This is a genomic window from Paracoccus broussonetiae, from assembly GCF_031854425.1.
GTDB classification, from domain to species: domain Bacteria; phylum Pseudomonadota; class Alphaproteobacteria; order Rhodobacterales; family Rhodobacteraceae; genus Paracoccus; species Paracoccus broussonetiae.
Genome location: NZ_JAVRQI010000010.1, coordinates 50,436 through 73,840, shown reverse-complemented (window position 1 = coordinate 73,840; position 23,405 = coordinate 50,436). Strand labels below are relative to the sequence as shown.

Genomic DNA, 23,405 nt, shown 5'->3' with positions numbered 1-23,405 from the left:
AAATGACGGCGATGTGAAAGGTGGGCCATGACGCTTCTTGATGCGGCACGCGACGTGCGCGAACGTGCATATGCACCCTATTCCCGCTTCAAGGTGGGCGCGGCGGTGCGTGGCGTTTCGGGCCAGATCTATCGCGGCTGCAATGTCGAGAACGTGGCCTATCCCGAAGGCACCTGCGCCGAGGCAGGGGCGATCGCGCTGATGGTGGCAAGTGGCGAGACCGAGCTGATCGAGGTCGCGGTGATCGCCGACAGCCCCAGCCCGATCCCGCCCTGCGGCGGCTGTCGCCAGAAGCTGGCCGAGTTCGGCAAGCCCGATACGCCGGTGCTGCTGGCCACGACCTCGGGGCGGACGCTGGCCACCACGATCGGCGAACTGCTGCCCGGCCGCTTCGACATGTCGCACATGTCGGGCATCGAATGAGCCCAGCCGATCCGCGCCCGGTCATTGCGGGGGTCCGCGACGGGCGTGGACTGGATGAGGCCGGGGCGGCGCTGATCGCCACCGGGCTGGCCGACGGCTCGGTCAGCGATGCGCAGGCGGGCGCCTTTGCGATGGCCGTCCTGCTTTCCGGGCTGGACGAGAACGGGCGGGTCGCGCTGACCCGCGCCATGCGCGATTCGGGCCATGTCCTGCGCTGGGATCTGCCCGGTCCGGTGGTCGACAAGCATTCGACCGGGGGCATCGGCGATACCGTCAGCCTGGTCCTTGCACCCGTTGTCGCGGCTTGCGGGGCCTTTGTCCCGATGATCTCGGGACGGGGGCTGGGGCATACCGGCGGCACCCTGGACAAGCTTGAGGCGATCCCCGGTTTCCGCACCGCGCTGCCCGAAGATGAGTTTCGCCAGATCGTGGCCGCGCAGGGCTGCGCGATCGTCGCTGCGGGCAAGGATCTGGCTCCGGCGGATGCGCGGCTTTACGCGATCCGCGACGAAAGCGCGACGGTGGGCTCGATCGACCTGATTACCGCCTCGATCCTGTCGAAGAAGCTGGCGGCGGGGCTTGATGCGCTGGTTCTGGACGTGAAACAGGGCACAGGAGCCTTCCTGCGGTCGCCGGAGGCGGCATTGCAGTTGGCGCGCGCGCTGGTCGATACCGCGAACGGGGCCGGTTGCCGCACGCGCGCCTTTGTAACGGACATGGACCAGCCATTGGCGCGTGCCGCGGGCAACGCGCTGGAACTGTACGAGGCGATTGCCGTCCTGAAGGGTGCCGGAGGCGCGCTGGCCGAACTGTCGCTGGCGCTGGCGGAGGCGTGCCTGTCGGTCGTGCACCTTGACGGGGCCGGGCATGCGCTGGCCTCGGGCACTGCGGCCGAACGCTTCGCGCGCATGGTCGTTGCGCAGGGCGGACCTGCCGACCTGCTGGAGCGCCCCGAGGCATATTTGCCCCCTGCGCCTGTCATCCGTCCCATTCCCGCGCGCGGCCGCGTCGCCGCCATCGACACCGAGGCGCTGGGCCATGCCGTCGTCGCGTTGGGCGGCGGGCGGCTTCATGCTGGGGACCGGATCGATCCGCGGGTCGGCCTTGCAGCTCTGCTGCGCATCGGCGAAGAGGCTGGCCCGGACCAACCGCTGGGCTTTGTCCATGCGGCGACCGAGGCCGCGGCCGAGGCTGCCGTCGCCACTGTTCAGGCGGCCTATCTGATGGGCGACGGTCCGGCGCCCGGTCCCCTGATCCGATGCGAGGTTCTGCCCGAATGACCGACCCGACCCAAGGCCGTGCCTTTCTGATCGTGATGGATTCCGTCGGCATCGGCGGCGCGCCGGACGCCGCGGGCTTCTTCAACGGCGATGTCCCGGACAGCGGCGCGAATACGCTGGCCCATATCGCCCGTGCGCGTCCGCTTGCCATGCCGCATCTTGATGCGCTGGGGCTTGGGGCGGCGCTGCGACTGGCCAGCGGACAGGACGCCCCGGGTCTGGGGGCTGCGCCGCAGGGGCTGTGGGGTGCCGCGACCGAGGTGTCGCCGGGCAAGGACACTCCTTCGGGCCATTGGGAGCTGGCAGGCGTGCCGGTGCCGTGGGACTGGCACTACTTCCCCGATACCCGTCCCAGTTTTCCCGCCGACCTGTCGCGGCGCATCGCCGCTGCCGCCGGAACCGGGGGCATCCTTGGCGATGAGCACGCGTCGGGGACCGAAATCATCGCCCGCCTGGGCGATGAGCATCTGCGGACGGGCTGGCCGATCTGCTATACCTCGGCTGACAGCGTATTGCAGATCGCCGCGCATGAAGAGGCCTTCGGACTGGAGCGGCTTTACAGTCTTTGCGTCGAGGTCGCGGCGATGGTTCATCCGATGCGCGTGGGCCGGGTCATTGCGCGGCCCTTTATTGGCGGCCCCGGCAGCTTTGCCCGCACCCCGAACCGGCGCGATTATGCCATCGCGCCGCCGGGTGACACGCTGCTTGACGCCGCGATGCGGTCGGGGCGCGTGACCCATTCGGTGGGCAAGATCGGCGACATCTTCTCGCATCGCGGGATCGGGGCCGAGCACAAGGGCAAGTCGGATGCCGATCTTGCCGCACAGCTGCTGACGCTGGCCGAGACAGCCGAGCCGGGCAGCCTGACCTTTGCCAATTTCGTCGAGTTCGACAGCCTTTACGGTCATCGCCGCGATATCGAGGGGTATGCCCGTGCGCTGGAATGGTTCGACGGTGTCGCCGGGCAGGTGATGGCCCGCCTGCGGCCGGGCGACCTTGCGATTTTCACCGCCGATCACGGCAATGATCCCAGCTGGACCGGGACGGATCACACCCGCGAACGCGTGCCGGTGCTGGGCTGGGGCCTTGGCCCGCGCGCGATCGGGCAGGTCGGTTTTGTCGATGTCGCGGCCTCCATTGCCGCGCATCTTGGCCTTCAACCGGTCGGGCCGGGAAAGTCATTCCTATGAAAACCATGAAGAAGATCGAACTGCACCTGCATCTGGAAGGTGCGGCTCCACCGGGGTTCATCCGCGGTCTTGCGGCCGAGAAAAGGCAGGATCTGGGCGGTCTTTTCGATGATCGCGGCGCCTATGCCTATCGCAGCTTTGCCGAGTTCCTGCGTGTCTATGAGGCGGCGACCGGCGTACTTTCCGGCCCTGCCGATTACGCTCGGCTGCTGTCCGCGGTGCTGTCGGAATGTGGTGAGCAAGGGGCGATCTATGTCGAGCTGTTCATTTCCCCCGACTTCTGCGGCGGAGGTGATCTGTCGGCCTGGCGCGATCACGTCGCCGCAATGGAGGAGGTCGCGCGCGCCTATGCGTTGAGCGGGGTGGAAAGCCGGGCCGTCGCGACCTGCATCCGCCACTATGGCCCGGACCGTGCCAGGCGGTCGGCGATCTGCGCCGCGGAAACCGCCGGGGCGTGGGTCAGCGGTCTTGGCCTTGCGGGCGCCGAGGATTCCGGCCAGCCCTCGGATTTCGCCTGGGCCTTCGATTGTGCCCGAGAGGCGGGACTGGGCCTGACCGTTCACGCTGGCGAATGGCGCGGCCCCGAATCTATCCGCGGTGCGCTGGACCTTGGGGCGACGCGGATCGGCCACGGTATCCGCGCCATCGAGGACGCGACCCTGGTCCGCGACCTTGCCGATCGCGGCGTGACGCTGGAGGTTTGCCCCGGCTCGAACGTTGCGCTGGGCGTGGTGGCGGACTGGAAAAGCCATCCCATCGCCCGGCTTGCCGATGCCGGGGTGCGCGTCACCGTCTCGACCGATGACCCACCGTTCTTCCACACGACGCTCTCGCGTGAATACGAGATGCTTGCAGAGACCTTCGGCTGGGCCGAAACAGAGTTCAGACAGATGAACCTGTGGGCCGCCGAGGCGGCCTTCTGCGACCCCGAAACCAGGGACCGCCTGAAAAAGGAGCTTACATGAGCCAGCCCCACCTGACCGTCGTCGACCATCCGTTGGTCCAGCACAAGCTGACGCTGATGCGGGACAAGACGACTTCGACCGCCAGCTTCCGTCGTCTTCTGCGCGAGATCAGCCTGCTTCTGGCCTATGAGGTCACGCGCGAGCTGGAGATGACGACCACCACCATCGAAACCCCTCTGACCTCGATGGAGGCACCTCTGCTGGAGGGCAAGAAGCTTGCGTTGATTTCGATCCTGCGGGCGGGGAACGGCCTGCTGGACGGCATCCTTGAACTGGTCCCCGCCGCGCGCGTCGGCTTCATCGGCCTTTACCGCGACCCCGAGACGCTTCAGCCCGTCGAGTATTACTGCAAGGTGCCGAAGGAGCTGGATTCGCGCATGACCATCGTTGTCGATCCCATGCTGGCGACGGGAAACTCTTCGGTTGCGGCCATCGACATGCTGAAGAAGCAGGGTGCCAAGAATATTCGGTTCCTGTGCCTGCTTGCCTCGCCCGAGGGCGTCCAGCGGATGCGCGAGGCCCATCCCGACGTGCCGGTCGTCACCGCCTCGCTTGACGAACGGCTGGACGATCACGGCTATATCGTCCCTGGTCTTGGCGATGCGGGCGACCGCATGTTCGGGACGAAATAGCGCCGCGTTAACCCGCGCTTCAGTCCTTGCACCCTATCACCCGATGCGGGAACCGGCAGCGCCCGGCCCGAATCGGGAATGGACGCGGGGACGGGCATGGGACGAAGGCTGCTTTCGGTGCTGATCTGGGCGGTCCTGTCATGGCCCGCGTCGGCCGTGGACCTGCGCCCGGCAGAAGAGCCCCCCGCCGATTTCGCCGGACGGCAATATGTCGACAGCCGTGGTTGCGTGTTTCTGCAGGATCAGGGGGGGCGCTGGCAGGCCAGGCTGGCGCGGGACGGCAGCGCGGTCTGCGGCTTTACCCCGACATCCTCGATCCGCGGCGCGAACGGGCAGGCCCGCCTTAGGGCGCTGGACCCCGATGCCGGGAAAAGCCGCGCGCAGCTGATTGAGCAGGCGATCACTGACGCAGTCATTCCGAACCTGAGGCCGGGAGAGTTGGCCAGCGATCCGCGCCCACCCGAGGAACTGCCCGACATGGGACCGGAGCCGATGGCGAGTGCTGCGCTGGATACGTTGCGCGCCTCGGTTCGTGCGGCGCCCGCGCTGCGCGAGGCGATGGGGCGCGACCTGCAACCCAACCGTCGGCTGTGTCGCCTGCTGGGCTATGACGGACAGCCGTCGGCCGCCGGGGGCGGGGCCGATCCGACGTCAGGCTATTGCGGTGCGGCCCCGGCCTCAACATTGTCGCGGCTGGCCTTCGTGCGGCCGGTGGCGGCGGCCAGCGCGCCTGCCGCGCCCGAAATCAAGGTGGCGACCCCGGCAAAGGCCGTCGCGCGCAAGGTCGCGTTGCCTGCTCGCGGGGCGCAGATGCCGCACGCTGCCCGGATCGGGCTGATTCCGGCATCGGCTCGTTATGTCCGGCTGGGAAGTTTTGCCGCTGGGGCCGAGGCCCAGCAGGTCGCGCGCCGCGTTTCGGATCTTGGCTACTCCGTGCAGCGCGTGAGGTCCGATCCTGCGGGGCAAGCGGTTCTGCTGGCGGGCCCCTTCGACACGCGCGAAGCGATCGTGCGCGCCCTTGACCGGCTCCGCCGGAACGGGTTCGGGCAGGCGGTCCCGCGCTGACGGCCGTGCCTACTGGTCGCAGATTTCCTGCAAGGCAACCCAGTCGCGCCCACTCAGCACCTGCTTTGGCTGGGCGGTGCGGAAGGGGTCGGCCTCGATCAGGCCCAGCACCGCCTCTCCGGTCGGATCGAGCGAGCGGGCATAGGGTTCACTGGAAACCGAGGCGCGGGCGAAGAAGCCCAGCACGGTTTCATCCTCGGCCCGTGGCGGAGGATTCGAAAGCAGCCTTTCGCCATAGCCCGCCAGCGCGGATTCCGGCAACGTGCCCTTGGTCAGCAATTCGAAAGTGGCCCGCGTCCCGGCATAGCGCAGCGCGGCAAGCAGGGGATCCTCCGAGGAAGCGGCGGCCTGTGCGGCCAGCACATGGCCCGCGACGATCTCGGGCGCGGCGGACTCTCCCGTGATCAGGTCTTGCCCGATGATGGTGAGCGGGCCGGGCAGGCGGCGCGCGCCCTTCAGCGCCGTGGGCAGCACGGCAATGTCGGCATCCGGGCCGATCAGGCGCGCTGCCAAACGGTGGCGGGCCATGTCCCCCGAGGGACGCGAGCAGGTGCCGCCTGCGGATTTCTCGATGTCGGACAGGATGGCGCGGCCTATCTCTGCCCGTTGGGCGGGCGGCGCGATATCGGCGGCATGGCGCAAAAGCGCAGGGGGCACCCAGAAGACCGCGCCCACGACCATCGCCCCCAAAGCCAGCAGCACCATCCATCCGCGCAGCCAGGCCGAGGGCGGGCGGTTCGCCTCGATGACGTGGTGGACCTTCTCGATCGCGGCGATCATCAGGGGATCGTCCAGCTCGACCATCTCGGCATCGTTGGGGCCGGGGGCATAGCGCGCGGGGGACTGGCCGGGGTTGAGCCGCATCACCGCGGGCAGCGACCAGTGCGAGACCGGCACCTCGGTGCGAAGATCGGTCAGGACAAGAGTGGCGTCCCCCAGCGAAGCGATGATCTCGCGTGGCGAGGCGCCGGGCTTTTCCCGCCAGGTTCCTGCGGCTTCTAGCCGTTGATATTGGTTTAGCGCCGTCATGCTTGCGCCACGGGCTCCCGCTGCACGTGGCCGAGCATATCCCGCCGCCCTTGCCGGTCAACCAAGCAGCTGCGCGCCTCTCGGGGAATTGTCGCAAGCGGGGGGATGCAAAGACGGTTGCCGCCGCGCCCGGGATGGGCGCGACGTCGACGGGCGGGGTTGCCCGCAGGTTCCATGCCGACGTGACGGGACAAATCCGGGTTCCGTCTCAGCCCTTTTCGGGAACCGTGATCCCGCGGGCGCGGGCCAGTTCGCGAATGCGGTTCTGCAGCTTTTCGAAAGCCCGGACCTCGATCTGGCGGATGCGTTCACGCGAAACGTCGTAGCGCGTCGAAAGATCTTCCAGCGTCATCGGATCGTCGCGCAGGCGACGTTCCATCAGGATGTCCTTTTCGCGGTCGTTCAGGACATCCATCGCGGCGATCAGCATCTGGCGTCGGGCCGACAGCTCATCCGCCTCGGCGAAGGCTTCGGCCTGGTTCGCGGAATCGTCTTCAAGCCAGTCCTGCCATTGCGCGGCGGAATCACCCTCGCCACTGCCGACCTGGGCATTCAGCGACGCATCGCCGCCCGACAGGCGGCGGTTCATGTCGATGACTTCCTGCTCGGACACGTTCAGGTCATGCGCGATCTGGGCCACGTTCTCCGGGCGCAGGTCGCCTTCCTCCAGCGCGCCGAGCTTGGACTTTGCCTTGCGCAGGTTGAAGAACAGTTTCTTCTGCGCCGAGGTCGTGCCCATCTTCACCAGGGACCAGGACCGCAGGATATATTCCTGGATCGAGGCGCGGATCCACCACATCGCATAGGTCGCCAGCCGGAAACCCCGTTCCGGGTCGAAGCGCTTGACCGCCTGCATCAGGCCGACATTGGCCTCGGAGATGACCTCTGCCTGAGGCAGGCCGTAGCCGCGATAGCCCATGGCGATCTTGGCGGCCAGACGCAGGTGGCTGGTCACAAGCCGCTGGGCGGCCTCGGGGTCTTCGTGGTCGACCCAGGCCTTGGCCAGCATGTATTCCTCTTCCGGCTCCAGCAGGGGAAACTTGCGGATCTCCTGCAGATAGCGGTTCAGCCCCTGTTCGGGGCTGGGGGCGGGAAGGTTCGCTAAATTGGCCATCTCAAAATCCCTGTCCCGCAACTGGGCGGGTAATTGAAAACTCGATCATGACGCCCCCGGTTCCGCGAGGGAAGGGCCTTCGGCGCGGCGGCTCCGCAAACGGTCTAGCAGTTCCGCCATGTCGGCGGGCAGTGCGCTGGCAAAGTTCATCCTGTCACCGGTCGCGGGATGTTCGAACCCCAGCTCGGCCGCATGCAGGGCCTGGCGCGGGAAGGCCGCAATCGCGGCCGCGGCATCCGCCCCCAGTGCCTTGGCCGAGGGCTTTCGCGCTCCACCATAGACCGGGTCGCCGACCAGACCCAGACCGGCATGGGCCATATGCACGCGGATTTGATGCGTGCGCCCGGTTTCCAGCTGACATTCCACCAGCATGGCGGCAGGCGGGTGGCCATAGCTTTCCAGAAGCCGCGCCCTCGTGACCGCGTGCCGCCCCCGGTCAAAGCTGACCGCCTGGCGCTGCCGGTCCGAAGGGTGGCGGCCCAGAAGCGTGGTGATCCGAAGGACGCCGCCCGCCTCGAACGCCAGGCCCTTCAGCCCGCGCAGCCGAGGGTCGGCGGCGTCGATCAGCCCATGCGCAATCGCAAGATAGCGGCGATGCGCGGAGTGGTCGGCGAACTGGCGGGCAAGGCCCTGATGGGCGCGATCTGTCTTGGCGACGACAAGCAGGCCCGAGGTCTCCTTGTCGATGCGGTGGACGATCCCCGGTCGCGCCGCGCCGCCGATCCCGGACAGGCTGTCGGCGCAATGCGCCAGCAATGCGTTGACCAGCGTGCCGCTTGGCGTGCCCGGAGCCGGATGCACGACCATGCCGGCGGGCTTGTCGACGACGATCAGGTCATCGTCCTCATAGGCGATGTTCAGCGGGATGGACTCGGGCAGGGCTTCCAGCGGCTCGGGCTCGCCGATGGCGATGCGATAGGTGCCCGGCTCGGGGCGGGCCTTGCCGTCGCTTACCGGACCCAGGGGGCCGCTGACCGCGCCGTCGGCGATCAGTTTCGCAAGGCGCGAGCGTGACAGTGCCGCCTGCTCTGGCGCGAGGCTGACAAGGGCCTTATCAAGTCGATCTGACAGTCCTTCGGGGACGTGGATTAGGATTTCTGGCATGGGACGGGATGATAGGGCGGAACCGGGGGCCGAGGAAGCGCTGCCGATGCTGCGCTGGCTGCGAATCCTCGTGACCTCGCTGGCCGCGGTGATGGGGATCGGCGTTCTGGCGATCGCGGCGCTGCTGTGGCTGCGGCTGTCCGAAGCGCCGCTGCCCCAACTGCCCGAGCAGATCACGCTGCCGAGGGGAGAGACGCCCGCCGCCATCACATTCGCCCGCCACTGGGTGGTGGTGGTGACGGAAACGGGCCAGATCCTGCTTTACGACCAGCAGGGAAGGCTGAAGGATCAGGCCTCGGTTCCGGCGCCCTGAGCGCCCTTGCCGTCCAGCGCATCCAGTCTGGCCCGCAGCTCGGCATTCTCGGCGCGGGCCTTGATCGCCATCTCGCGCACGGCCTCGAATTCTTCGCGGGTCACGAAGTCGCGCTCGGCCAGCCAGCGGTCGATCCAGCTGTTGAACGCGGTTTGTGCCTCGTCCTTGGCGCCTTGTGCGACTCCCATGGCATTGGTCATCAATTTCGAGAGATCATCGAATAAACGGTTGTTCGCGGTCATGGCGGGCCTTTCGTATAGATGTTGCCGCCTATATGGCCCCGGCAGGGCCGCGGTTCAATCGGGGCGCGCATGTTGACACACCCGCCCCCGCCGCTAGCCTGCGCCCGGCTGATGAGGACCCCATGATCCCCTTTCCCGACATTTCGCCCGAAATCTTCACCATTCATCTGTTCGGCCTGTCCCTGTCGCTGCGCTGGTATGCGCTGGCCTATCTGGTCGGGCTGATCCTGGGCTGGCGGATCATCGTCGGGCTGATGCGGCGTCCGGCGCTGTGGGGAGACGCCGCCCCCATGCGCCCCGAACAGGTCGAGGAACTGCTGTCCTGGGTCGTGGTCGGCGTGGTCGCGGGCGGGCGGCTGGGGTTCGTCCTGTTCTATGAGCCGGCCTATTACCTGTCCAATCCCGGGCAGATCCTGCAGCTTTGGAACGGCGGCATGTCGTTTCACGGTGGCTTCCTGGGGGTCGTCCTCGTCTCGTGGATCTATTGTCGGCGTCACGGCATCGCGCCCCTGCGGCTGTCAGATGCGATGGCGGTTGCCGCCCCGATCGGGCTGGGGCTGGGGCGGCTGGCGAATTTCATCAATGCCGAGCTATGGGGCCGGCCGACCGACCTGCCCTGGGGCGTGATCTTTCCGGGCGCCGCGGCGCAGGATTGCCCCGGCATCACCGGCCTTTGCGCCCGCCACCCCAGCCAGCTTTACGAAGCCGCGCTTGAAGGCGTGCTGCTGGCGCTGGTCCTGTTCCTGCTGGTCCGTCGCGGCGGCCTGCGCCGGCCGGGCCTGGCGCTTGGCACCTTCGTCATGGGCTATGGCCTGTCGCGCTTCGTGGTCGAGTTCTTCCGCCAGGCCGATGCCCAGTTCATTACCCCCGACAACCCGCTGGGCCATGTTCTTGGCGGCGCGGTCTGGGGGCTCAGCATGGGCCAGCTTCTGTCGTTGCCGATGGTGCTGATCGGTCTGGCCTTCGTCATTCACGCGCGGCGTCGTCCCGCGATCGGGCAGGCCCTCGCATGACACCGCTGGCGCGGTTGATCGCGTCGCGCATCCGTCTGTCGGGGCCGTTGCGGCTGGATGAATACATGCAGCTTTGCCTGCTTCATCCTCAGCACGGCTATTACGCGACCCGCGATCCCTTTGGCCGCGCGGGCGACTTCATCACCGCGCCCGAGATCAGCCAGATGTTCGGCGAGATGATCGGCCTGGCGCTGGCGCAGACCTGGCTGGACCAGGGCCGCCCCGCGCCCTTCACCCTGGCCGAGATCGGGCCGGGTCGTGGCACGCTGATGGCCGACATCCTGCGCGCGATCCGGATCGTGCCCGGCATGGCCGAGGCCGCGCAGGTCACGCTGGTCGAAGCTTCGGCCCATCTGCGGGGCGTGCAGCGCGAGCGGCTGGGCGACATCGTCCATGCCGGCACCGCGGCAGAACTGCCCGAGCAGCCGTTGTTTCTGGTCGCGAACGAATTCTTCGACGCCCTGCCCATCCGGCAGTTCCAGCGCATGCCCGAAGGCTGGGCCGAGCGGATCGTGGCGCTGGACCCGCAGGGACGTCTGAGCCTTGGTCTTGCCGCGCCAGAGCCCGGCCCCGACGCGCCATTGGGAGAGGTCCGGGAAACCTGCCCCTCGGCGCTGCCGGTCATCGCCGAGATCGCGGGTCGCATTGCGCGGCATGGCGGGGCGGCGATCCTGATCGACTATGGCAACTGGAACGGGCGCGGTGACACCTTCCAGGCGCTGCGCCAGCACGCGCCGGAAGACCCGCTTGCCAATCCCGGAGAGGCGGACCTGACCGCGCATGTCGACTTCCTGCCGCTTGCCCATGCGGCGCGGGCAGAAGGGGCGCAGGTGTCGCGGATGATCCCGCAGGGACCGTGGCTGGAACGGCTGGATATCGGCACGCGCGCCGCGCGGCTTGCGGCGGCCGGGGATGCCGGGGCAGGGGCCGCGCTTCATCGCTTGACCGCGCCCGGCGAAATGGGCCAGCTATTCAAGGTGCTGGCGCTTTGGTCGCCGACGGCCCCGGCGCCACCCGGCTTCGACCCCCTGGAGACCCATGCAGACAACGCTTGAGATCCTGACCCATCCGCTGCTCGAACCCGTTCGGCACGGCTTCTTCACGCGCCGTGGCGGCGCATCCTCGGGCCTGTTCGCCGGTCTGAACTGCGGCTACGGCTCCAGCGATCAGGCCGAGATGGTGTCGATCAACCGGGGCCGGGCCGCGGACGCGATGGGCGTCGCGTCGACCCGGCTTGCCACGGTCCATCAGGTGCATTCGGCCGAGGTGGCGACGCTGCGCTCAGGCGACGATCCGCTTTCATTCGCCAAGATCCGTGCCGACGGGCTTGTCACGAACCAACCCGGCGTCGCGCTGGCGGTGCTGACGGCGGACTGCCAGCCGGTGCTGTTGGCCGATCCTCAGGCCGGGGTCATCGGCGCGGTCCATGCCGGCTGGCGCGGCGCGCTGGCCGGGGTGCTTGAGGCAGCGGTGGGCGCAATGGCCGATCTGGGCGCGACCCGCATCCGCGCGGTCATCGGGCCCTGCATCAGCCAGCGCCATTACGAGGTCGGGGACGAGTTCATGGACGAGGTTCTGGCCGAGGACCCGGATCATCATCGCTTTTTCTCGGGCGGTCCAAACGGGCGCCCGATGTTCGACCTGCCCTCATTCGGGCTGGCGCGGCTGCGCGAAGCCGGGGTCGAGGCAGAGTGGACCGGGCATTGCACCTATGCCGATCCGGATCGCTTCTATTCCTATCGCCGCAGCACGCACCTGCACGAGGCGGATTACGGGCGGCTAATCTCGGTCATCACGCTGTGACCCGGCGCGGGGCTGCGCCGGTCGCGCGATACCGGAGGCAGGCCCCCGGATCGCCGTCGGATGCATCCGCGACATGCGCGACCGGCGACCGCGCCGCACGGACATGACCCAGCATTCCAGCAATGTCGCCGGAGCGGTGGCAGAGACCGCGCGGGCGGTGATGGTTCTGCTGGTGCCGCTGGCGCTGTGGCGACTGGCCTTTCCGCTGACGGAATGGGCGGTGCTGGCGCTGCTGCCGCTGGCCGTGGCGATCTGGATGGGCATCTATCGTCCGCTGCGGGATCGCCGCCGGGCCGAGCTTGCGGTCGTCATCCTGCCCGGTGCGCGACTTGGGCGCTGGTTGACCGGACGCACGGGCGCGCGTCTGAACGCGACCCTTGCCACCCTCGTCAGCCTGCCCGTGCTGGCGTGGCAGGCGTTGGCTGCCCCGGCGCCGGTGCTGGGGCTGCTGGGTGCGATCTGTCTGCTGGCGGGGTTGCTTTCGATGGGCGTGACAGGGGTTCTGGGACGGGGCCTCAGCCCGCCCTATGCCCGTCTGGCGGGACATCGGATCGCATGCGCCACCGCCGCGCTGGTGGGGCTTGCGCCTCTGGTCTGGATCAACTGGGCGGTGATCCCGATCCATCACGACATCACAAGTCTTGGCCTCAGCGAGGCGATGGCTGCGGCGCTGGATGCGCTGCCGGGGCGTGAAAGCTGGCCGCGCGAGGTAATGGGCGCATTCGCCGCGCTGGATGCGGGCAAGCTGTGGCTGGCCGCGCAATATCGGGATGCCGTCTGGGTCGGGCTGCTTTTCAGTCTTGATGCCGCGCTGGTCGTGTTCGTGACCGCCCGCGCGATGGTCGCGGTGCAGGACTTCACCCGCCACGCCGTCGAGCTGGTCCCGGCATGAAGCGCAGCCTGTTCCAGCGCAGCTTCTGGATTGCCATCCTGCTGATGGCGGCGGCGGTCATCGGCCTGTCGGTGCTGGCCATGCTGCGCGATCATCCTGTGGTCAGCCGCAACCCGCCGCCGACCGCACCCCAGACGCGCGAGATCCCGGAAAGCCAGCTTGGACAGATGATCCGCAATGCGGGGGATGCCGCCTTCCAAGCGCAGGAACAGCGCGTTGATGGTCTGCTGGCGGCGGCCTATGGCCCGGTCTATGCCGCGATCCCGGCCTATGCCGATTTTCACTACAGCGTGCTTGGCGAATACAGCGAGCTTGGCACCGCGGCGCTTGGCCGCATGAGCGAGGGGATGGAGGCGCGGCTGTTCCCCGAGCTTGCACCTGCGCTGGTCAAGGTTGCGCAGGATCTGGACCGGGGGTTCATGGACAATTTCCGCGCCAGTCTTGACCGGCAGGTCGGCGAGGAACTGGCCGGCTCCGGCGCATCTGTCGGACCGGGAGAGGTGACGCGCCACATCCAGCGGGACGCAATCGCCCGGATCGGCGTCACCGCGCCGGTCGCCGTGACGATGACACTGGCCGCTCAGCCCGCCGTCAAGGCAGCGGCGGGATTGATGGCAAAGAAGCTGGCGACGAAGATCGCGGGCAAGGCTGCCGCCAAGGGCGCGGTCAAGGCCACGGGCGTCGGCAGCGGTGCGGCGGGGGGTGCCGCGATCTGTTCCCCCGGTGGACCGGTCGCCAGCATCCTTTGCGGTGCGGGCGCGGCCGCCGTGATCTGGTTCGGCACAGACGCCGCCATCGTCAATCTGGACGAATACTTCAACCGCGAGGAATTCGAGGCCGAATTGCACGCGATGATCGACGACAACCGGGCCGAGGCGCGCCATCACCTGCTGGGCGCGCTTGAGACACGCCGCGTCGCGACCGAAGACTTTACCTTTCGCGGCGCGGCGGAAGGTGCGGGGCAGGAGGCGGCCGGATCAGTCCCGCGCGACGGGGGGAATTAGCCGACTGCGGCCGCGCGGCGTTCGACCACGTCAAAGGGCACACCGGGTTCGTCCTTGGCACAGCGGATGACCAGGCTTGTCTTGACCGAGGCGACGTTCGGCGCAGCGGTCAGGCTTTCGGTCAGAAACCGCTGGAAGCTGGGCAGGTCGGGCGCGACGCATTTCAGGATGAAGTCGATCTCGCCGTTCAGCATGTGGCATTCGCGGACCAGCGGCCATTCGCGGGCCAGCGCCTCGAAGGCGGAAAGGTCGCGCTCGGACTGGCTGACCAGCCGGACCATGGCGAAGACCTGCACCTCGAACCCCAGTTCGCGCGCGTCGATATCGGCGTGATAGCCGCGGATATAGCCCATCTCTTCCAACGCGCGAACGCGGCGCAGGCAGGGCGGGGCCGAGATGCCGACCCGTCGCGCAAGTTCGACGTTGGTCATGCGCCCGTCGGCCTGAAGCTCCGCAAGGATTTTTCGGTCGATCTCGTCAAGTCGGGCGCCGCTCATACTTTTCCTCTTGGCCTGCCTGTGGGCCTTTTTCATGCCGGAAGCTATCTTGCCAGGCACTTCCGCGCAACATTCTTTCCGCCGCCTTGCGGCGCTGGGGGGCGCATTGCATGAGGCAGCGGGGGTGATTACCTAGGGCGCGAAACGCGAAAGGTCCAGTTGCCATGTCCCACGCCCCCGCAGATTCCGCCACCCCGACGCTTCCGTCCCACAGCCGTGTCCTGATCGTTGGATCGGGGCCGGCGGGTTATACTGCCGCTGTCTATGCCTCGCGCGCGATGCTGGAGCCGGTGCTGATCCAGGGGATGCAGCCGGGCGGGCAGTTGACCATCACCACCGAGGTCGAGAACTGGCCGGGCGAGACCGAGATTCAGGGCCCCGACCTGATGGTCAAGATGGAGGCCCATGCCCGCGCGATGGGTGCGCGCATCTTCATCGACACGGTAACGAAGCTGGACCTGCAGGTGCGTCCTTTCGTCGCCCATCTGGATTCGGGCGCGAAGATCACGGCGGACGCGGTCATCCTGGCGACCGGCGCGCAAGCCCGCTGGCTGGGTCTGGACAGCGAGGAGAAGTTCAAGGGCTTCGGGGTCTCGGCCTGTGCCACCTGCGACGGCTTCTTCTATCGCAACCGCGAAGTGGCGGTGATCGGCGGCGGCAACACCGCAGTCGAGGAGGCGCTGTTCCTGACCAACTTCGCCAGCCGCGTCACCCTGGTCCATCGCCGCGACAGCCTGCGCGCCGAGAAGATCCTGCAAGAACGCCTGTTCAAGCATCCCAAGGTCCGCGTGATCTGGGATCACGAACTGGTCGAGGTCCAGGGCGACAGCGACCCGCTGGGCGTGACCGGTATCCGCCTGCGTCACGTCGGCAATGGCGCCGAGCAGGTGGTCGCGGCAGATGGCGTCTTTATCGCGATCGGCCATGCACCGTCCTCGGAACTGGTGCAGGGGCAGCTTGAGCTGCATCACGGCGGCTACGTCAAGGTCGAGGCGGGCAGCACGCGCACCTCGATTCCCGGGGTCTTCGCGGCGGGCGACCTGACCGACCACATCTATCGTCAGGCCGTGACCAGCGCGGGCATGGGCTGCATGGCGGCGCTGGACGCCGAGCGCTGGCTGGCCGAGCATCACATGGCCGGTGCACCCAATCCCGACACGGCGGAAATCCCCGCCGAGGCCTGAGGCCGGGGTTGCGCGGGAAAAGCCCGGCGGCATAGCCTGAGCTTTTCCCCGAGGCCCGAGCCCAAGATGACCCAGCCGAACCATGCGCCCGTCCCCGAGCTTTACGTCAGCCCGGAGGCGGCCGAGTCCCTGAAGCACGAGGCGGGCAAGCTGCCCTCGTGGGATCTTACGCTGCGACAGGTCTGCGATCTGGAACTGCTGATGAATGGCGGGTTCCTGCCCCTCAGGGGCTTTCTGACGCAGGCGGATTACGACGGCGTGGTCAGTGACATGCGGCTGGCCTCGGGCCTGCTGTGGCCGATGCCGGTGACGCTGGACGTCTCGCAGGACTTCGCGGACCGGATCGAGCCGGGCGATGACATCGCGCTGCGCGATGCCGAGGGGGTGGTGCTGGCGATCCTGTCGGTGACGGACAAGTGGACGCCCGACAAGTCGCTTGAGGCGCGAATGGTCTATGGCGCCGATGATCCCGCACACCCGGCCGTGCATTACCTGCACCACGTTGCCGGGCCGGTCTATCTGGGCGGGCGGGTCAAGGGTCTGCAGGAGCCAACCCATTACGATTTCCGGGGGCATCGGAACACGCCGAACGAGTTGCGCGCCCATTTCCGCAAACTGGGATGGCGGCGGGTGGTCGCGTTCCAGACCCGGAACCCGCTGCATCGCGCGCATCAGGAACTGACCTTTCGCGCCGCGCGCGAGGCGCAGGCGAACCTGCTGATCCATCCCGTCGTCGGCATGACGAAGCCCGGCGATGTCGATCACTTCACCCGCGTGCGGTGTTACGAGGCGGTGCTGGACAAGTATCCGCATGCCACCACGCATCTGTCGCTTCTGAACCTTGCGATGCGCATGGGCGGCCCGCGCGAGGCGGTCTGGCACGGCATCATCCGCCGCAACCACGGCCTGACCCACATGATCGTCGGCCGCGACCATGCCGGGCCCGGCAAGAACAGCCAGGGCCAGGATTTCTATGGCGCCTATGACGCGCAGGAACTGTTCCGCCGCCACCAGGACGAAATCGGCATCGAGATGGTCGACTTCAAGCAGATGGTCTATGTTCAGGATCGCGCGCAATACGAACCCGCCAACGAGGTCGAAGAGGGCGCGGTCGTTCTGGACATCTCCGGAACCGAGCTGCGCCGCCGCCTGCGCGAGGGGCTGGACATCCCGGAATGGTTCTCTTTCCCCGAGGTGGTCACGCAGCTTCGTCGCACCTCTCCCGCGCGGAACCGGCAGGGCTTCACCGTCTTCTTCACCGGCTTTTCCGGTTCGGGGAAGTCGACCATCGCCAACGCGTTGATGGTCAAGCTGATGGAGATCGGGGGCCGTCCCGTCACGCTGCTGGACGGGGATGTGGTGCGCAAGCACCTGTCGAGCGAGCTTGGCTTCTCCAAGGAACATCGCGACATCAACATCCGCCGCATCGGCTATGTCGCCTCCGAGATCACCAAGAATGGCGGCATCGCCATCTGTGCGCCGATCGCGCCTTATGCCACGACCCGTCGGGCCGTGCGCGACATGATCGAGGTCAGCGGGGCTTTCGTCGAGGTCCATGTCGCGACCAGCCTTGAAGAATGCGAGCGGCGCGACCGCAAGGGGCTTTACAAGCTGGCGCGCCAAGGGCGGATCACGGAATTCACCGGCATATCGGACCCCTACGAGATTCCCGCCAACCCCGAGCTGCGGGTCGAGACCGAAGGGTTCGATGTCGATTACGCTGCCCAGCAAGTTCTGCTGAAGCTTGAGCAGATGGGTCTGATCGGGCTGGAATAAACCGGTCGTGACGCGACGCGGGGCCTTGCCGGCGTTGACCGGCGCGGCCCCTTCGCCTATCGCGGGACAGGCTGAACCAGAGGATTGCAGATGACCGAGCCTGTCCTGATCCTGACCATGAAATGGGGCACGATTTACGGCGCAGACGACGTGAACCGCCTGTTCCGGCAGGTCCGCCGCCATCTGGACCGGCCGCATCGCTTCATCTGCTTCACCGACGACGCCACTGGCATCGACCCCGGTGTCGAGGCGTTGCCGCTGCCCGAACTGGGACTGCCCAAGGGCCATGGAGACACGCGCTGGCGCAAGCTGGCGCTGTTCCGCCACGACCTGGGCGGCTTCACCGGAATGACGGCGCTGTTTCTGGATCTCGATCTGGTCGTGGTCGATGACCTGTCGCCGTTTTTCGATCTGCCCGGCGAATTCTTCATCATCCGCGACGACGACCTGTTCCGGTCGAAGCCGCTGCGCAAGATCAATCCGGAACGGGACCGCTTCCTGAACTCGGTCGGCAACTCCTCGGTCTTTCGCTACGTGGTGGGTGCGCATTCCTATATCCTCGACGCCTACCTCGCCGATCCCGAGGCCGCGACGCAGGATTATGAGATCAGCCAGCAATTCCAGAGCGCCCAACTGGCACTGCACGGGCACCTGCACTACTGGCCGCAAGGCTGGTGCGTCAGCTTCAAGAACGACTGCGTGCCCCGCAATCTGCTGAGCTATTTCGGCGATCCGAAACTGCCCGAGGGCGCGCGGATCGTCCTGTTCGCCGGCGCGCCGAAGATGGAGGACGTCTTTGGCGGGCGCGGCAGTACCTGGTATCGCCGGATCGGCAGGATCGACTGGCTGCGCACGGCGTGGCAGGGATGATCGCCGACGCGTTCCGGCGCTGGAAGCAGGGCCGCCGCATCGCCCGCGCCGAGGCAGAGATTGCCACCCGCGCAGTGGTGCCCCGGTCGCACGGACTGGATGCACCGCTGGTCGTCAGCCTGACCAGCTATGCCGCGCGCTTCGCATCGTTGCCGCTGGTGCTGCGCTCGCTGACGCGCCAGACGGTGCGGCCGGACCGGGTGATCCTGTGGCTGGACAAATGCGACGAACAGGCGCTGCCGTCCGAGGCCCGGGGGCTGGGTGTCGAGGTCCTGACCTGCCCGGACATGCGATCCTACAAGAAAATCGTGCCGACGCTGGCCGAAGCGCCGGGCGCCTATGTCGTGACGGCCGATGACGATGTCTATTACGGTCCAGACTGGCTTGAGGGGCTGGCCCGTCATGCGGGGCAGGGCGTCGTCTGCCATCGTGCGCATCGCGTCTCGCTGGCCCCCGACGGGCAACCACGCAGCTATGGCGACTGGCAAAGGAATATCTCTGCCCCCGACCGCTCAGCCTTGATCTTTCCGACGGGGGTGGGGGGCGTGCTTTACGCGCCGGGCGTGTTTCACCCCGATGTCGCGCGCGTCGATCTGTTTCAGGAGCTTGCGCCCTCGGCCGATGATGTCTGGCTTTACTGGATGCACCGGCTGGCCGGGTCACAACCCGCCAAGGTCGGTGGACGTTTTCGCATCACGGAATGGCCGGGCTCTCAGGCCCAGAACCTGCGCGGGCAGAATCTGGTCGGCGACGGCAATGACCGGGCCGTGCGGGCGATGATCGGCCGATACGGTTTTCCGGGCTGAAACTTTCCTGTCTGTCAATTGACGCAAACGTGATCCTTTGCAATCCTGTGTGTTCATCACGCTGATTTCTGGGGCACATCATGCTTTCAATGAATCTGACTGGGAAATTTTCGAAGCACTCGTATACCGGCATGGGTCTTGCCCTGCTGTCCTGCGCCATGCTGGCGGCCTGCGCCACGACCGAGGAAAAGACCGAGGCGAACCCCGATCATCTGGTCGTCAACGTCGCTGACGGAAACCTGACCGGTTCGTTCAATCCTGCGGGCTTCGATGACGAGGTGGTGAAACAGGCGCTTGCAGCCAATTGCGTTGGCGGAAAGGTCGCGACCTATTCCTCGACCCCCGCTGACGATGGCCTGACCAGCTTTACCGCGACCTGCGACGGTGGGACGAAACAGGCGACCGGCACCTTTACCTATCAGCGCGCCTCGACCGCGCCGGCGGCTGATACTGCCGCCGCCGCTCCGTCGGGCAGCTCGTCGGGTGGTTCGTCCGGCGGGGGCAGCTACTAAGGGCAGGCCCTTGGCACCGCCGCCTCGGGTGAAGCGGCGGTGCATTCCCGTTCAGTGGACGCTGACCGGGGTCAATTCGTTTTGGCGGGCCAGCATGAAGGCCATGCTGCGGTCTTTCACCAGCGCGAGGCGTTCGCCATCGGCACCGTGGACCGCGTAAAGCGCATCCGCATCCGGTACCTGCTTGCGGACGTCGTCGGGCAGCGAGTCAAGCTCGACCCGGCGGATATAGACCAGATTGCCCGAAGGCTCCGAGGCTTCCGGTCCGAATTCAAATTTCTCGTTCATCTGCGATCCCCTTTCATTTGCGGCTGATCGGAATGGTCTGCACGATGCTGTCGGGCACCGAACGGCACAGGTCGACGTTCAGCAACCCGTTCTCAAGCCCGGCCGAGACGACCTCGACCCCGTCGGCCAGAACGAAGCTGCGCTGGAACGCGCGGGCGGCGATGCCACGGTGCAGAAAGACGCGGCCTTCGTCCGGTTCGGCCTGTCGGCCCCGAATCACCAGCTGCCGATCCTCGAGCGTGATCGAGAGATCGTCATCCGAAAACCCGGCCACGGCCAGGGTGATGCGGAACCCGTTCGGGCTCAGGTGTTCGATGTTATAGGGCGGATAGCCCTCGGCCCCCTTGGCGGCCCGTTCGGCCAGGCGCTCCAACTGGTCGAACCCCAGCAGGAACGGATGTGTGGCCAGACTGATCTTGGTCATTTCCCCAAGCCCTTTGCATCAAAGCGACTGTCGGCCGGACCCCGGTATGGCGATCCGGCTGATCCAATATGTGGGCGGCATCGGCACGGCGCAAGGGCGGGGCGCCATTCACGATCAATGCGCTGCCCCATTAACAGTGCGGATTCGGTGGGTTATAAGAAGGGCAGTCCAGCCCGAGGCCCGACATGAACGCCCACCACGAAATGTCCCACGAGGAGATCGCGCGCACCCGCCTTGAGGTGCTCAAGCGCGAACACCGGGACTTGGACGCCGCCATTGATGCGCTGTCGAGCCAAAGCCTGACCCATTCCCTGACATTGCAGCGTCTGAAGAAGCAGAAACTGTCGCTGAAGGACCGCATCGCCCGGCTGGAAGACGAACTGACCCCCGATATCATCGCCTGAAGACCGGGCGCGATTGCATCGCTGCGCCGCCCGCGCTAGGGCGGGGGCAACAGGTGCGAACAGGGGGCTTTGCGTTGGAGAAACCCGTCGGAATCATCATGGGCAGCCAGTCGGACTGGCCCACCATGCGCGAGGCTGCCGCCATTCTGGACGAATTGGGGATTGAGTATGAGGCCCGGATCGTCAGCGCGCATCGCACGCCCGACCGCCTTTGGGATTATGGCAAGACCGCCGTTTCGCGCGGTCTGAAGGTCATTATCGCGGGGGCGGGCGGAGCGGCCCATCTGCCCGGCATGATGGCGTCCAAGACGCGGGTGCCGGTGATCGGCGTCCCGGTCCAGACGAAGGCGCTGTCCGGCGTCGATTCGCTCTATTCGATCCTGCAGATGCCCAAGGGCTATCCGGTGGCGACCATGGCGATCGGCGCGGCGGGCGCGGCCAATGCCGGACTGATGGCGGCGGGGATCCTGGCGATCACCGATCCCGCTCTGGCCGCGCGGCTTGATGCCTGGCGCCAGGCCCTGTCCGATTCCATCCCCGAGGAGCCGAAGGATGACTGAACTGAAACCGGGCGCGACGATCGGCATCCTGGGCGGCGGACAATTGGGGCGGATGCTGTCCGTTGCGGCCAGCCGGCTGGGCTATCGCACCCATATCTATGAACCGGGTGCGGCCCCGGCGGGTGACGTGGCGCATCGCGTGACGAATGCGCCCTATGAGGACGAAGCCGCGCTGCGTGCCTTTGCCGGTTCGGTGGACGTCATCACCTATGAATTCGAGAACGTGCCGACGGCGGCGCTGGATCTGCTGGAATCGATCCGTCCGATCCGCCCGAACCGCCGCGCATTGGCCGTGTCGCAAGACCGGCTGACGGAAAAGGACTTCCTGACCGGTATCGGCCTGACCACCGCGCCCTATCGCAACGTCGAGACCGAGGCCGATCTGCCCGCCGCGCTGGCCGAACTGGGCGCGCCCGCGATCCTCAAGACGCGGCGCATGGGCTATGACGGCAAGGGGCAGATCCGGTTCAAGGATGCGGACAGCCGCGACTGGACCGGGGCGCCCTCGGTCCTGGAAGGGTTTGTCGATTTCTCGGCCGAGATCAGCGTGATCGTTGCGCGCGGCGCGGATGGGCAGGTCGCGGCCTTCGATCCCGGCCTGAACGTCCATCGCGAGGGCATCCTGCGCACGACCACCGTGCCCAGCGGATTGCCGCAGGCGCTGCTGACCGATGCGGTGCTGATGGCGGCGCGGATCGTCAACGCGCTCGATTATGTCGGCGTGATGGGGGTCGAGCTGTTCGTGACGCCGGGCGGCCTGATCGTCAATGAGATCGCGCCGCGGGTCCACAATTCGGGACACTGGACGCAGGCGGGTTGTGCAGTCGACCAGTTCGAGCAGCATATTCGCGCTGTTGCGGGGCTGCCTTTGGGCGACGGCCAGCGCTATGCCGATGTCGAGATGGAAAACCTGATCGGCGAGGACATGGACCGCGTGCCCGAATTGCTGCGCGCGCCGCGTGTGCAGGTTCATCTTTACGGCAAGGGCGAGGCGCGCTCCGGCCGCAAGATGGGCCACGTCAACCGGCTGCTGTAAGCGCCGCGCGAAGCCGGTCGAATTCGTCCCGGTCCGCCGGGATGCCCAGCCGGACCCAACGCGGATGCCAGGGAAAGATCCGGCTCCAGATTCCGGCGCGGGCCAGACGGTCCCGCGCCGATTGCGCATCCGGCGTCCTGTAAAGGCGGAACAGGTGGGTGCCGCCCTGGGGCTGCCAGCCCGCGGCACTGACGATCTGGTCAAGGTGCAGGCTGGCCTCGGCCAGCCAGGTCACGGCCGCATCATTCCAGGCATCGTCCATAAGCGCGGCCGTCCCGGCCTGGATCGCGGGACCGGAAACGGACCAGGGTCCGGCCCGCTCGGCCAGTCGGGCCAGCAGGCCCGGCTCCGAGATCGCAAAGCCCAGCCGCAGGCCCGCCAGACCCCAGAATTTGCCGAAGGACCGCAGCACAGTGACATTGGCCGGCCGCACCGCCGCGACCGACAGGTCGGGCCGGGCATCGGCGAAGCTTTCATCCACGACCAGATGCCCGATGCGATCCGCGATCCGCGCGATAAGGTCGGGCGTCAGGCTGCGCCCATCGGGATTGTTGGGGTTCACCACCACCGCAAGCTCGCCAGTCAGCGATTCGGGGTCGGTGGTCTCGGCCACGTCCCATCCCGCTGCCCGCAGGCTTGAGGCATGTTCGTTATATGTCGGCGACAGGACCGAGGCCCGGCGACCCGCGATGACATGCGGCAGAAGCTGGATCGCTGCCGAGGCCCCGGCCAGAGGCAGGATCTGGGATTCGGGCGCGCCATAGCGGCGGGCGGCGGCGCGGATCAGCCCAGCCTCATCGGCGCGGGTCGGCAGCGCGGTCAGGGCATGGGCCGACATCGCGGGGACCGGCCATGGCCGGCGGTTGATGCCGGTCGACAGATCGATCCAGTCCGTGCCTCCGAAGACCTGCGCGGCGCGATCGATATCGCCACCGTGGTCGCGTGCCGTGCCATCCGTCATGCCCGGTTCTCCTGCCCG

General features: G+C 67.2%; 28 protein-coding genes. 20 read left to right on the top strand and 8 right to left on the bottom strand.

Annotated elements, in window-relative coordinates:
• Positions 1-27: 27 nt before the first annotated feature.
• The 6 genes from RM190_RS13910 (at position 28) to RM190_RS13885 (ending at position 5,555) form a co-directional block, all read left to right on the top strand.
• Positions 28-423 carry a cytidine deaminase gene (locus tag RM190_RS13910; RefSeq protein ID WP_311760058.1) on the top strand — a complete coding sequence of 132 codons (396 nt, stop codon included), beginning with the start codon at positions 28-30 and terminating at the stop codon, positions 421-423.
• Positions 420-1,703 (top strand): thymidine phosphorylase, encoded by a 1,284-nt coding sequence (locus RM190_RS13905; RefSeq protein WP_311760057.1) that lies wholly within the window; start codon positions 420-422, stop codon positions 1,701-1,703. Before RM190_RS13910 ends, RM190_RS13905 begins: the two co-directional genes overlap by 4 nt.
• The gene (locus tag RM190_RS13900; protein ID WP_311760056.1) at positions 1,700-2,893 is read left to right on the top strand and encodes a phosphopentomutase; all 1,194 of its coding nucleotides are present in this window, start codon (positions 1,700-1,702) and stop codon (positions 2,891-2,893) included. The genes RM190_RS13905 and RM190_RS13900 overlap by 4 nt, the downstream gene beginning before the upstream one ends.
• The gene (locus tag RM190_RS13895) at positions 2,890-3,858 is read left to right on the top strand and encodes an adenosine deaminase (protein ID WP_311760055.1); all 969 of its coding nucleotides are present in this window, start codon (positions 2,890-2,892) and stop codon (positions 3,856-3,858) included. The genes RM190_RS13900 and RM190_RS13895 overlap by 4 nt, the downstream gene beginning before the upstream one ends.
• The gene (gene upp / locus RM190_RS13890; RefSeq protein ID WP_311760054.1) at positions 3,855-4,490 is read left to right on the top strand and encodes a uracil phosphoribosyltransferase; all 636 of its coding nucleotides are present in this window, start codon (positions 3,855-3,857) and stop codon (positions 4,488-4,490) included. Before RM190_RS13895 ends, upp begins: the two co-directional genes overlap by 4 nt.
• A gap of 96 nt (positions 4,491-4,586) precedes the next feature.
• On the top strand, positions 4,587-5,555 hold the full coding sequence (locus tag RM190_RS13885) for an SPOR domain-containing protein (RefSeq protein WP_311760053.1): 969 nt from the start codon (positions 4,587-4,589) through the stop codon (positions 5,553-5,555).
• A 9-nt stretch (positions 5,556-5,564) separates the two neighbouring features.
• On the opposite strand, the gene RM190_RS13880 is transcribed toward RM190_RS13885, so the two are convergent.
• The 3 genes from RM190_RS13880 to RM190_RS13870 form a co-directional block, all read right to left on the bottom strand.
• Positions 5,565-6,584: a hypothetical protein gene (locus RM190_RS13880; RefSeq protein WP_311760052.1), complete on the bottom strand. Its 1,020-nt coding sequence runs from the start codon at positions 6,582-6,584 to the stop codon at positions 5,565-5,567.
• 208 nt (positions 6,585-6,792) lie between these two features.
• Entirely contained in the window at positions 6,793-7,698 is a 906-nt protein-coding gene (rpoH, locus tag RM190_RS13875) for an RNA polymerase sigma factor RpoH (protein WP_311760051.1), read from the bottom strand.
• A 45-nt stretch (positions 7,699-7,743) separates the two neighbouring features.
• Positions 7,744-8,802, bottom strand: a complete 1,059-nt coding sequence (locus tag RM190_RS13870) for a pseudouridine synthase (protein WP_311760050.1) — start codon at positions 8,800-8,802, stop codon at positions 7,744-7,746.
• On the opposite strand from RM190_RS13870, the gene RM190_RS13865 reads away from it, so the two are divergent.
• A complete protein-coding gene (locus tag RM190_RS13865) occupies positions 8,801-9,115 on the top strand; it encodes a DUF6476 family protein (protein ID WP_311760049.1) in 315 nt (104 codons plus the stop codon). The genes RM190_RS13870 and RM190_RS13865 overlap by 2 nt on opposite strands.
• On the opposite strand, the gene RM190_RS13860 is transcribed toward RM190_RS13865, so the two are convergent.
• Positions 9,091-9,357: an accessory factor UbiK family protein gene (locus RM190_RS13860; protein WP_311760048.1), complete on the bottom strand. Its 267-nt coding sequence runs from the start codon at positions 9,355-9,357 to the stop codon at positions 9,091-9,093. The two genes, RM190_RS13865 and RM190_RS13860, sit on opposite strands and share 25 nt — an antisense overlap.
• 122 nt (positions 9,358-9,479) lie before the next feature.
• Here RM190_RS13860 and lgt point away from each other — a divergent pair, with 122 nt between their 5' ends.
• The 5 genes from lgt (at position 9,480) to RM190_RS13835 (ending at position 14,069) form a co-directional block, all read left to right on the top strand.
• Positions 9,480-10,370 (top strand): prolipoprotein diacylglyceryl transferase, encoded by an 891-nt coding sequence (lgt, locus tag RM190_RS13855; protein ID WP_311760047.1) that lies wholly within the window; start codon positions 9,480-9,482, stop codon positions 10,368-10,370.
• A complete protein-coding gene (locus RM190_RS13850; RefSeq protein WP_311760046.1) occupies positions 10,367-11,425 on the top strand; it encodes a class I SAM-dependent methyltransferase in 1,059 nt (352 codons plus the stop codon). The genes lgt and RM190_RS13850 overlap by 4 nt, the downstream gene beginning before the upstream one ends.
• Complete coding sequence (pgeF, locus tag RM190_RS13845; RefSeq protein WP_311760045.1) at positions 11,409-12,173, top strand: peptidoglycan editing factor PgeF; 765 nt, start codon at positions 11,409-11,411, stop codon at positions 12,171-12,173. Before RM190_RS13850 ends, pgeF begins: the two co-directional genes overlap by 17 nt.
• 103 nt (positions 12,174-12,276) lie before the next feature.
• The gene (locus RM190_RS13840; protein ID WP_311760044.1) at positions 12,277-13,065 is read left to right on the top strand and encodes a hypothetical protein; all 789 of its coding nucleotides are present in this window, start codon (positions 12,277-12,279) and stop codon (positions 13,063-13,065) included.
• Entirely contained in the window at positions 13,062-14,069 is a 1,008-nt protein-coding gene (locus RM190_RS13835; protein WP_311760043.1) for a hypothetical protein, read from the top strand. The genes RM190_RS13840 and RM190_RS13835 overlap by 4 nt, the downstream gene beginning before the upstream one ends.
• Here the strand turns inward: RM190_RS13835 and RM190_RS13830 are convergent.
• On the bottom strand, positions 14,066-14,566 hold the full coding sequence (locus tag RM190_RS13830; RefSeq protein ID WP_311760042.1) for an Lrp/AsnC family transcriptional regulator: 501 nt from the start codon (positions 14,564-14,566) through the stop codon (positions 14,066-14,068). The two genes, RM190_RS13835 and RM190_RS13830, sit on opposite strands and share 4 nt — an antisense overlap.
• A gap of 164 nt (positions 14,567-14,730) precedes the next feature.
• On the opposite strand from RM190_RS13830, the gene trxB reads away from it, so the two are divergent.
• The 5 genes from trxB (at position 14,731) to RM190_RS13805 (ending at position 19,714) form a co-directional block, all read left to right on the top strand.
• Positions 14,731-15,750 carry a thioredoxin-disulfide reductase gene (gene trxB, locus RM190_RS13825; RefSeq protein WP_311760041.1) on the top strand — a complete coding sequence of 340 codons (1,020 nt, stop codon included), beginning with the start codon at positions 14,731-14,733 and terminating at the stop codon, positions 15,748-15,750.
• Positions 15,751-15,816: 66 nt separating this feature from the next.
• Positions 15,817-17,526, top strand: coding sequence for a bifunctional sulfate adenylyltransferase/adenylylsulfate kinase (locus RM190_RS13820; protein WP_311760040.1), 1,710 nt, complete (start codon positions 15,817-15,819; stop codon positions 17,524-17,526).
• Between the two features lie 90 nt (positions 17,527-17,616).
• Positions 17,617-18,396 (top strand): hypothetical protein, encoded by a 780-nt coding sequence (locus RM190_RS13815; RefSeq protein ID WP_311760039.1) that lies wholly within the window; start codon positions 17,617-17,619, stop codon positions 18,394-18,396.
• The gene (locus tag RM190_RS13810; RefSeq protein WP_311760038.1) at positions 18,393-19,202 is read left to right on the top strand and encodes a glycosyltransferase family 2 protein; all 810 of its coding nucleotides are present in this window, start codon (positions 18,393-18,395) and stop codon (positions 19,200-19,202) included. The genes RM190_RS13815 and RM190_RS13810 overlap by 4 nt, the downstream gene beginning before the upstream one ends.
• 89 nt (positions 19,203-19,291) lie before the next feature.
• On the top strand, positions 19,292-19,714 hold the full coding sequence (locus RM190_RS13805; RefSeq protein ID WP_311760037.1) for a hypothetical protein: 423 nt from the start codon (positions 19,292-19,294) through the stop codon (positions 19,712-19,714).
• Between the two features lie 51 nt (positions 19,715-19,765).
• Here the strand turns inward: RM190_RS13805 and RM190_RS13800 are convergent, their stop codons facing one another.
• Together RM190_RS13800 and RM190_RS13795 are read right to left on the bottom strand one after the other, a co-directional pair.
• Entirely contained in the window at positions 19,766-20,002 is a 237-nt protein-coding gene (locus RM190_RS13800) for a DUF1150 domain-containing protein (RefSeq protein WP_311760036.1), read from the bottom strand.
• Between the two features lie 13 nt (positions 20,003-20,015).
• Positions 20,016-20,426, bottom strand: a complete 411-nt coding sequence (locus RM190_RS13795; RefSeq protein WP_311760035.1) for an Hsp20 family protein — start codon at positions 20,424-20,426, stop codon at positions 20,016-20,018.
• A gap of 185 nt (positions 20,427-20,611) precedes the next feature.
• Between RM190_RS13795 and RM190_RS13790 the strand changes: the two genes are divergently transcribed.
• The 3 genes from RM190_RS13790 to RM190_RS13780 all read left to right on the top strand — a co-directional run bounded on the left by RM190_RS13790 (position 20,612) and on the right by RM190_RS13780 (position 22,426).
• A complete protein-coding gene (locus RM190_RS13790) occupies positions 20,612-20,830 on the top strand; it encodes a YdcH family protein (protein WP_311760034.1) in 219 nt (72 codons plus the stop codon).
• Positions 20,831-20,904: 74 nt separating this feature from the next.
• On the top strand, positions 20,905-21,390 hold the full coding sequence (gene purE / locus RM190_RS13785) for a 5-(carboxyamino)imidazole ribonucleotide mutase (protein WP_311760033.1): 486 nt from the start codon (positions 20,905-20,907) through the stop codon (positions 21,388-21,390).
• Positions 21,383-22,426, top strand: a complete 1,044-nt coding sequence (locus RM190_RS13780; protein WP_311760032.1) for a 5-(carboxyamino)imidazole ribonucleotide synthase — start codon at positions 21,383-21,385, stop codon at positions 22,424-22,426. The genes purE and RM190_RS13780 overlap by 8 nt, the downstream gene beginning before the upstream one ends.
• Here RM190_RS13780 and cobD read toward each other — a convergent pair.
• Positions 22,410-23,387, bottom strand: coding sequence for a threonine-phosphate decarboxylase CobD (gene cobD / locus RM190_RS13775; RefSeq protein WP_311760031.1), 978 nt, complete (start codon positions 23,385-23,387; stop codon positions 22,410-22,412). The genes RM190_RS13780 and cobD overlap by 17 nt on opposite strands.
• Positions 23,388-23,405: the final 18 nt, after the last annotated feature.

Coding starts and splice junctions, on each gene's coding strand:
- RM190_RS13880 (WP_311760052.1), bottom strand. CDS start 6,584: ATGACGGCGCTAAACCAATATCAACGGCTAGAAGCCGCAGGAACCTGG.
- RM190_RS13795 (WP_311760035.1), bottom strand. CDS start 20,426: ATGACCAAGATCAGTCTGGCCACACATCCGTTCCTGCTGGGGTTCGAC.
- RM190_RS13900 (WP_311760056.1), top strand. CDS start 1,700: ATGACCGACCCGACCCAAGGCCGTGCCTTTCTGATCGTGATGGATTCC.
- RM190_RS13830 (WP_311760042.1), bottom strand. CDS start 14,566: ATGAGCGGCGCCCGACTTGACGAGATCGACCGAAAAATCCTTGCGGAG.
- RM190_RS13910 (WP_311760058.1), top strand. CDS start 28: ATGACGCTTCTTGATGCGGCACGCGACGTGCGCGAACGTGCATATGCA.
- lgt (WP_311760047.1), top strand. CDS start 9,480: ATGATCCCCTTTCCCGACATTTCGCCCGAAATCTTCACCATTCATCTG.
- pgeF (WP_311760045.1), top strand. CDS start 11,409: ATGCAGACAACGCTTGAGATCCTGACCCATCCGCTGCTCGAACCCGTT.
- RM190_RS13780 (WP_311760032.1), top strand. CDS start 21,383: ATGACTGAACTGAAACCGGGCGCGACGATCGGCATCCTGGGCGGCGGA.
- RM190_RS13840 (WP_311760044.1), top strand. CDS start 12,277: ATGACCCAGCATTCCAGCAATGTCGCCGGAGCGGTGGCAGAGACCGCG.
- RM190_RS13860 (WP_311760048.1), bottom strand. CDS start 9,357: ATGACCGCGAACAACCGTTTATTCGATGATCTCTCGAAATTGATGACC.
- cobD (WP_311760031.1), bottom strand. CDS start 23,387: ATGACGGATGGCACGGCACGCGACCACGGTGGCGATATCGATCGCGCC.
- RM190_RS13885 (WP_311760053.1), top strand. CDS start 4,587: ATGGGACGAAGGCTGCTTTCGGTGCTGATCTGGGCGGTCCTGTCATGG.
- trxB (WP_311760041.1), top strand. CDS start 14,731: ATGTCCCACGCCCCCGCAGATTCCGCCACCCCGACGCTTCCGTCCCAC.
- RM190_RS13805 (WP_311760037.1), top strand. CDS start 19,292: ATGAATCTGACTGGGAAATTTTCGAAGCACTCGTATACCGGCATGGGT.
- RM190_RS13815 (WP_311760039.1), top strand. CDS start 17,617: ATGACCGAGCCTGTCCTGATCCTGACCATGAAATGGGGCACGATTTAC.
- RM190_RS13865 (WP_311760049.1), top strand. CDS start 8,801: ATGGGACGGGATGATAGGGCGGAACCGGGGGCCGAGGAAGCGCTGCCG.
- RM190_RS13850 (WP_311760046.1), top strand. CDS start 10,367: ATGACACCGCTGGCGCGGTTGATCGCGTCGCGCATCCGTCTGTCGGGG.
- rpoH (WP_311760051.1), bottom strand. CDS start 7,698: ATGGCCAATTTAGCGAACCTTCCCGCCCCCAGCCCCGAACAGGGGCTG.
- RM190_RS13905 (WP_311760057.1), top strand. CDS start 420: ATGAGCCCAGCCGATCCGCGCCCGGTCATTGCGGGGGTCCGCGACGGG.
- RM190_RS13895 (WP_311760055.1), top strand. CDS start 2,890: ATGAAAACCATGAAGAAGATCGAACTGCACCTGCATCTGGAAGGTGCG.
- RM190_RS13870 (WP_311760050.1), bottom strand. CDS start 8,802: ATGCCAGAAATCCTAATCCACGTCCCCGAAGGACTGTCAGATCGACTT.
- RM190_RS13790 (WP_311760034.1), top strand. CDS start 20,612: ATGAACGCCCACCACGAAATGTCCCACGAGGAGATCGCGCGCACCCGC.
- RM190_RS13820 (WP_311760040.1), top strand. CDS start 15,817: ATGACCCAGCCGAACCATGCGCCCGTCCCCGAGCTTTACGTCAGCCCG.
- RM190_RS13835 (WP_311760043.1), top strand. CDS start 13,062: ATGAAGCGCAGCCTGTTCCAGCGCAGCTTCTGGATTGCCATCCTGCTG.
- RM190_RS13800 (WP_311760036.1), bottom strand. CDS start 20,002: ATGAACGAGAAATTTGAATTCGGACCGGAAGCCTCGGAGCCTTCGGGC.
- upp (WP_311760054.1), top strand. CDS start 3,855: ATGAGCCAGCCCCACCTGACCGTCGTCGACCATCCGTTGGTCCAGCAC.
- RM190_RS13810 (WP_311760038.1), top strand. CDS start 18,393: ATGATCGCCGACGCGTTCCGGCGCTGGAAGCAGGGCCGCCGCATCGCC.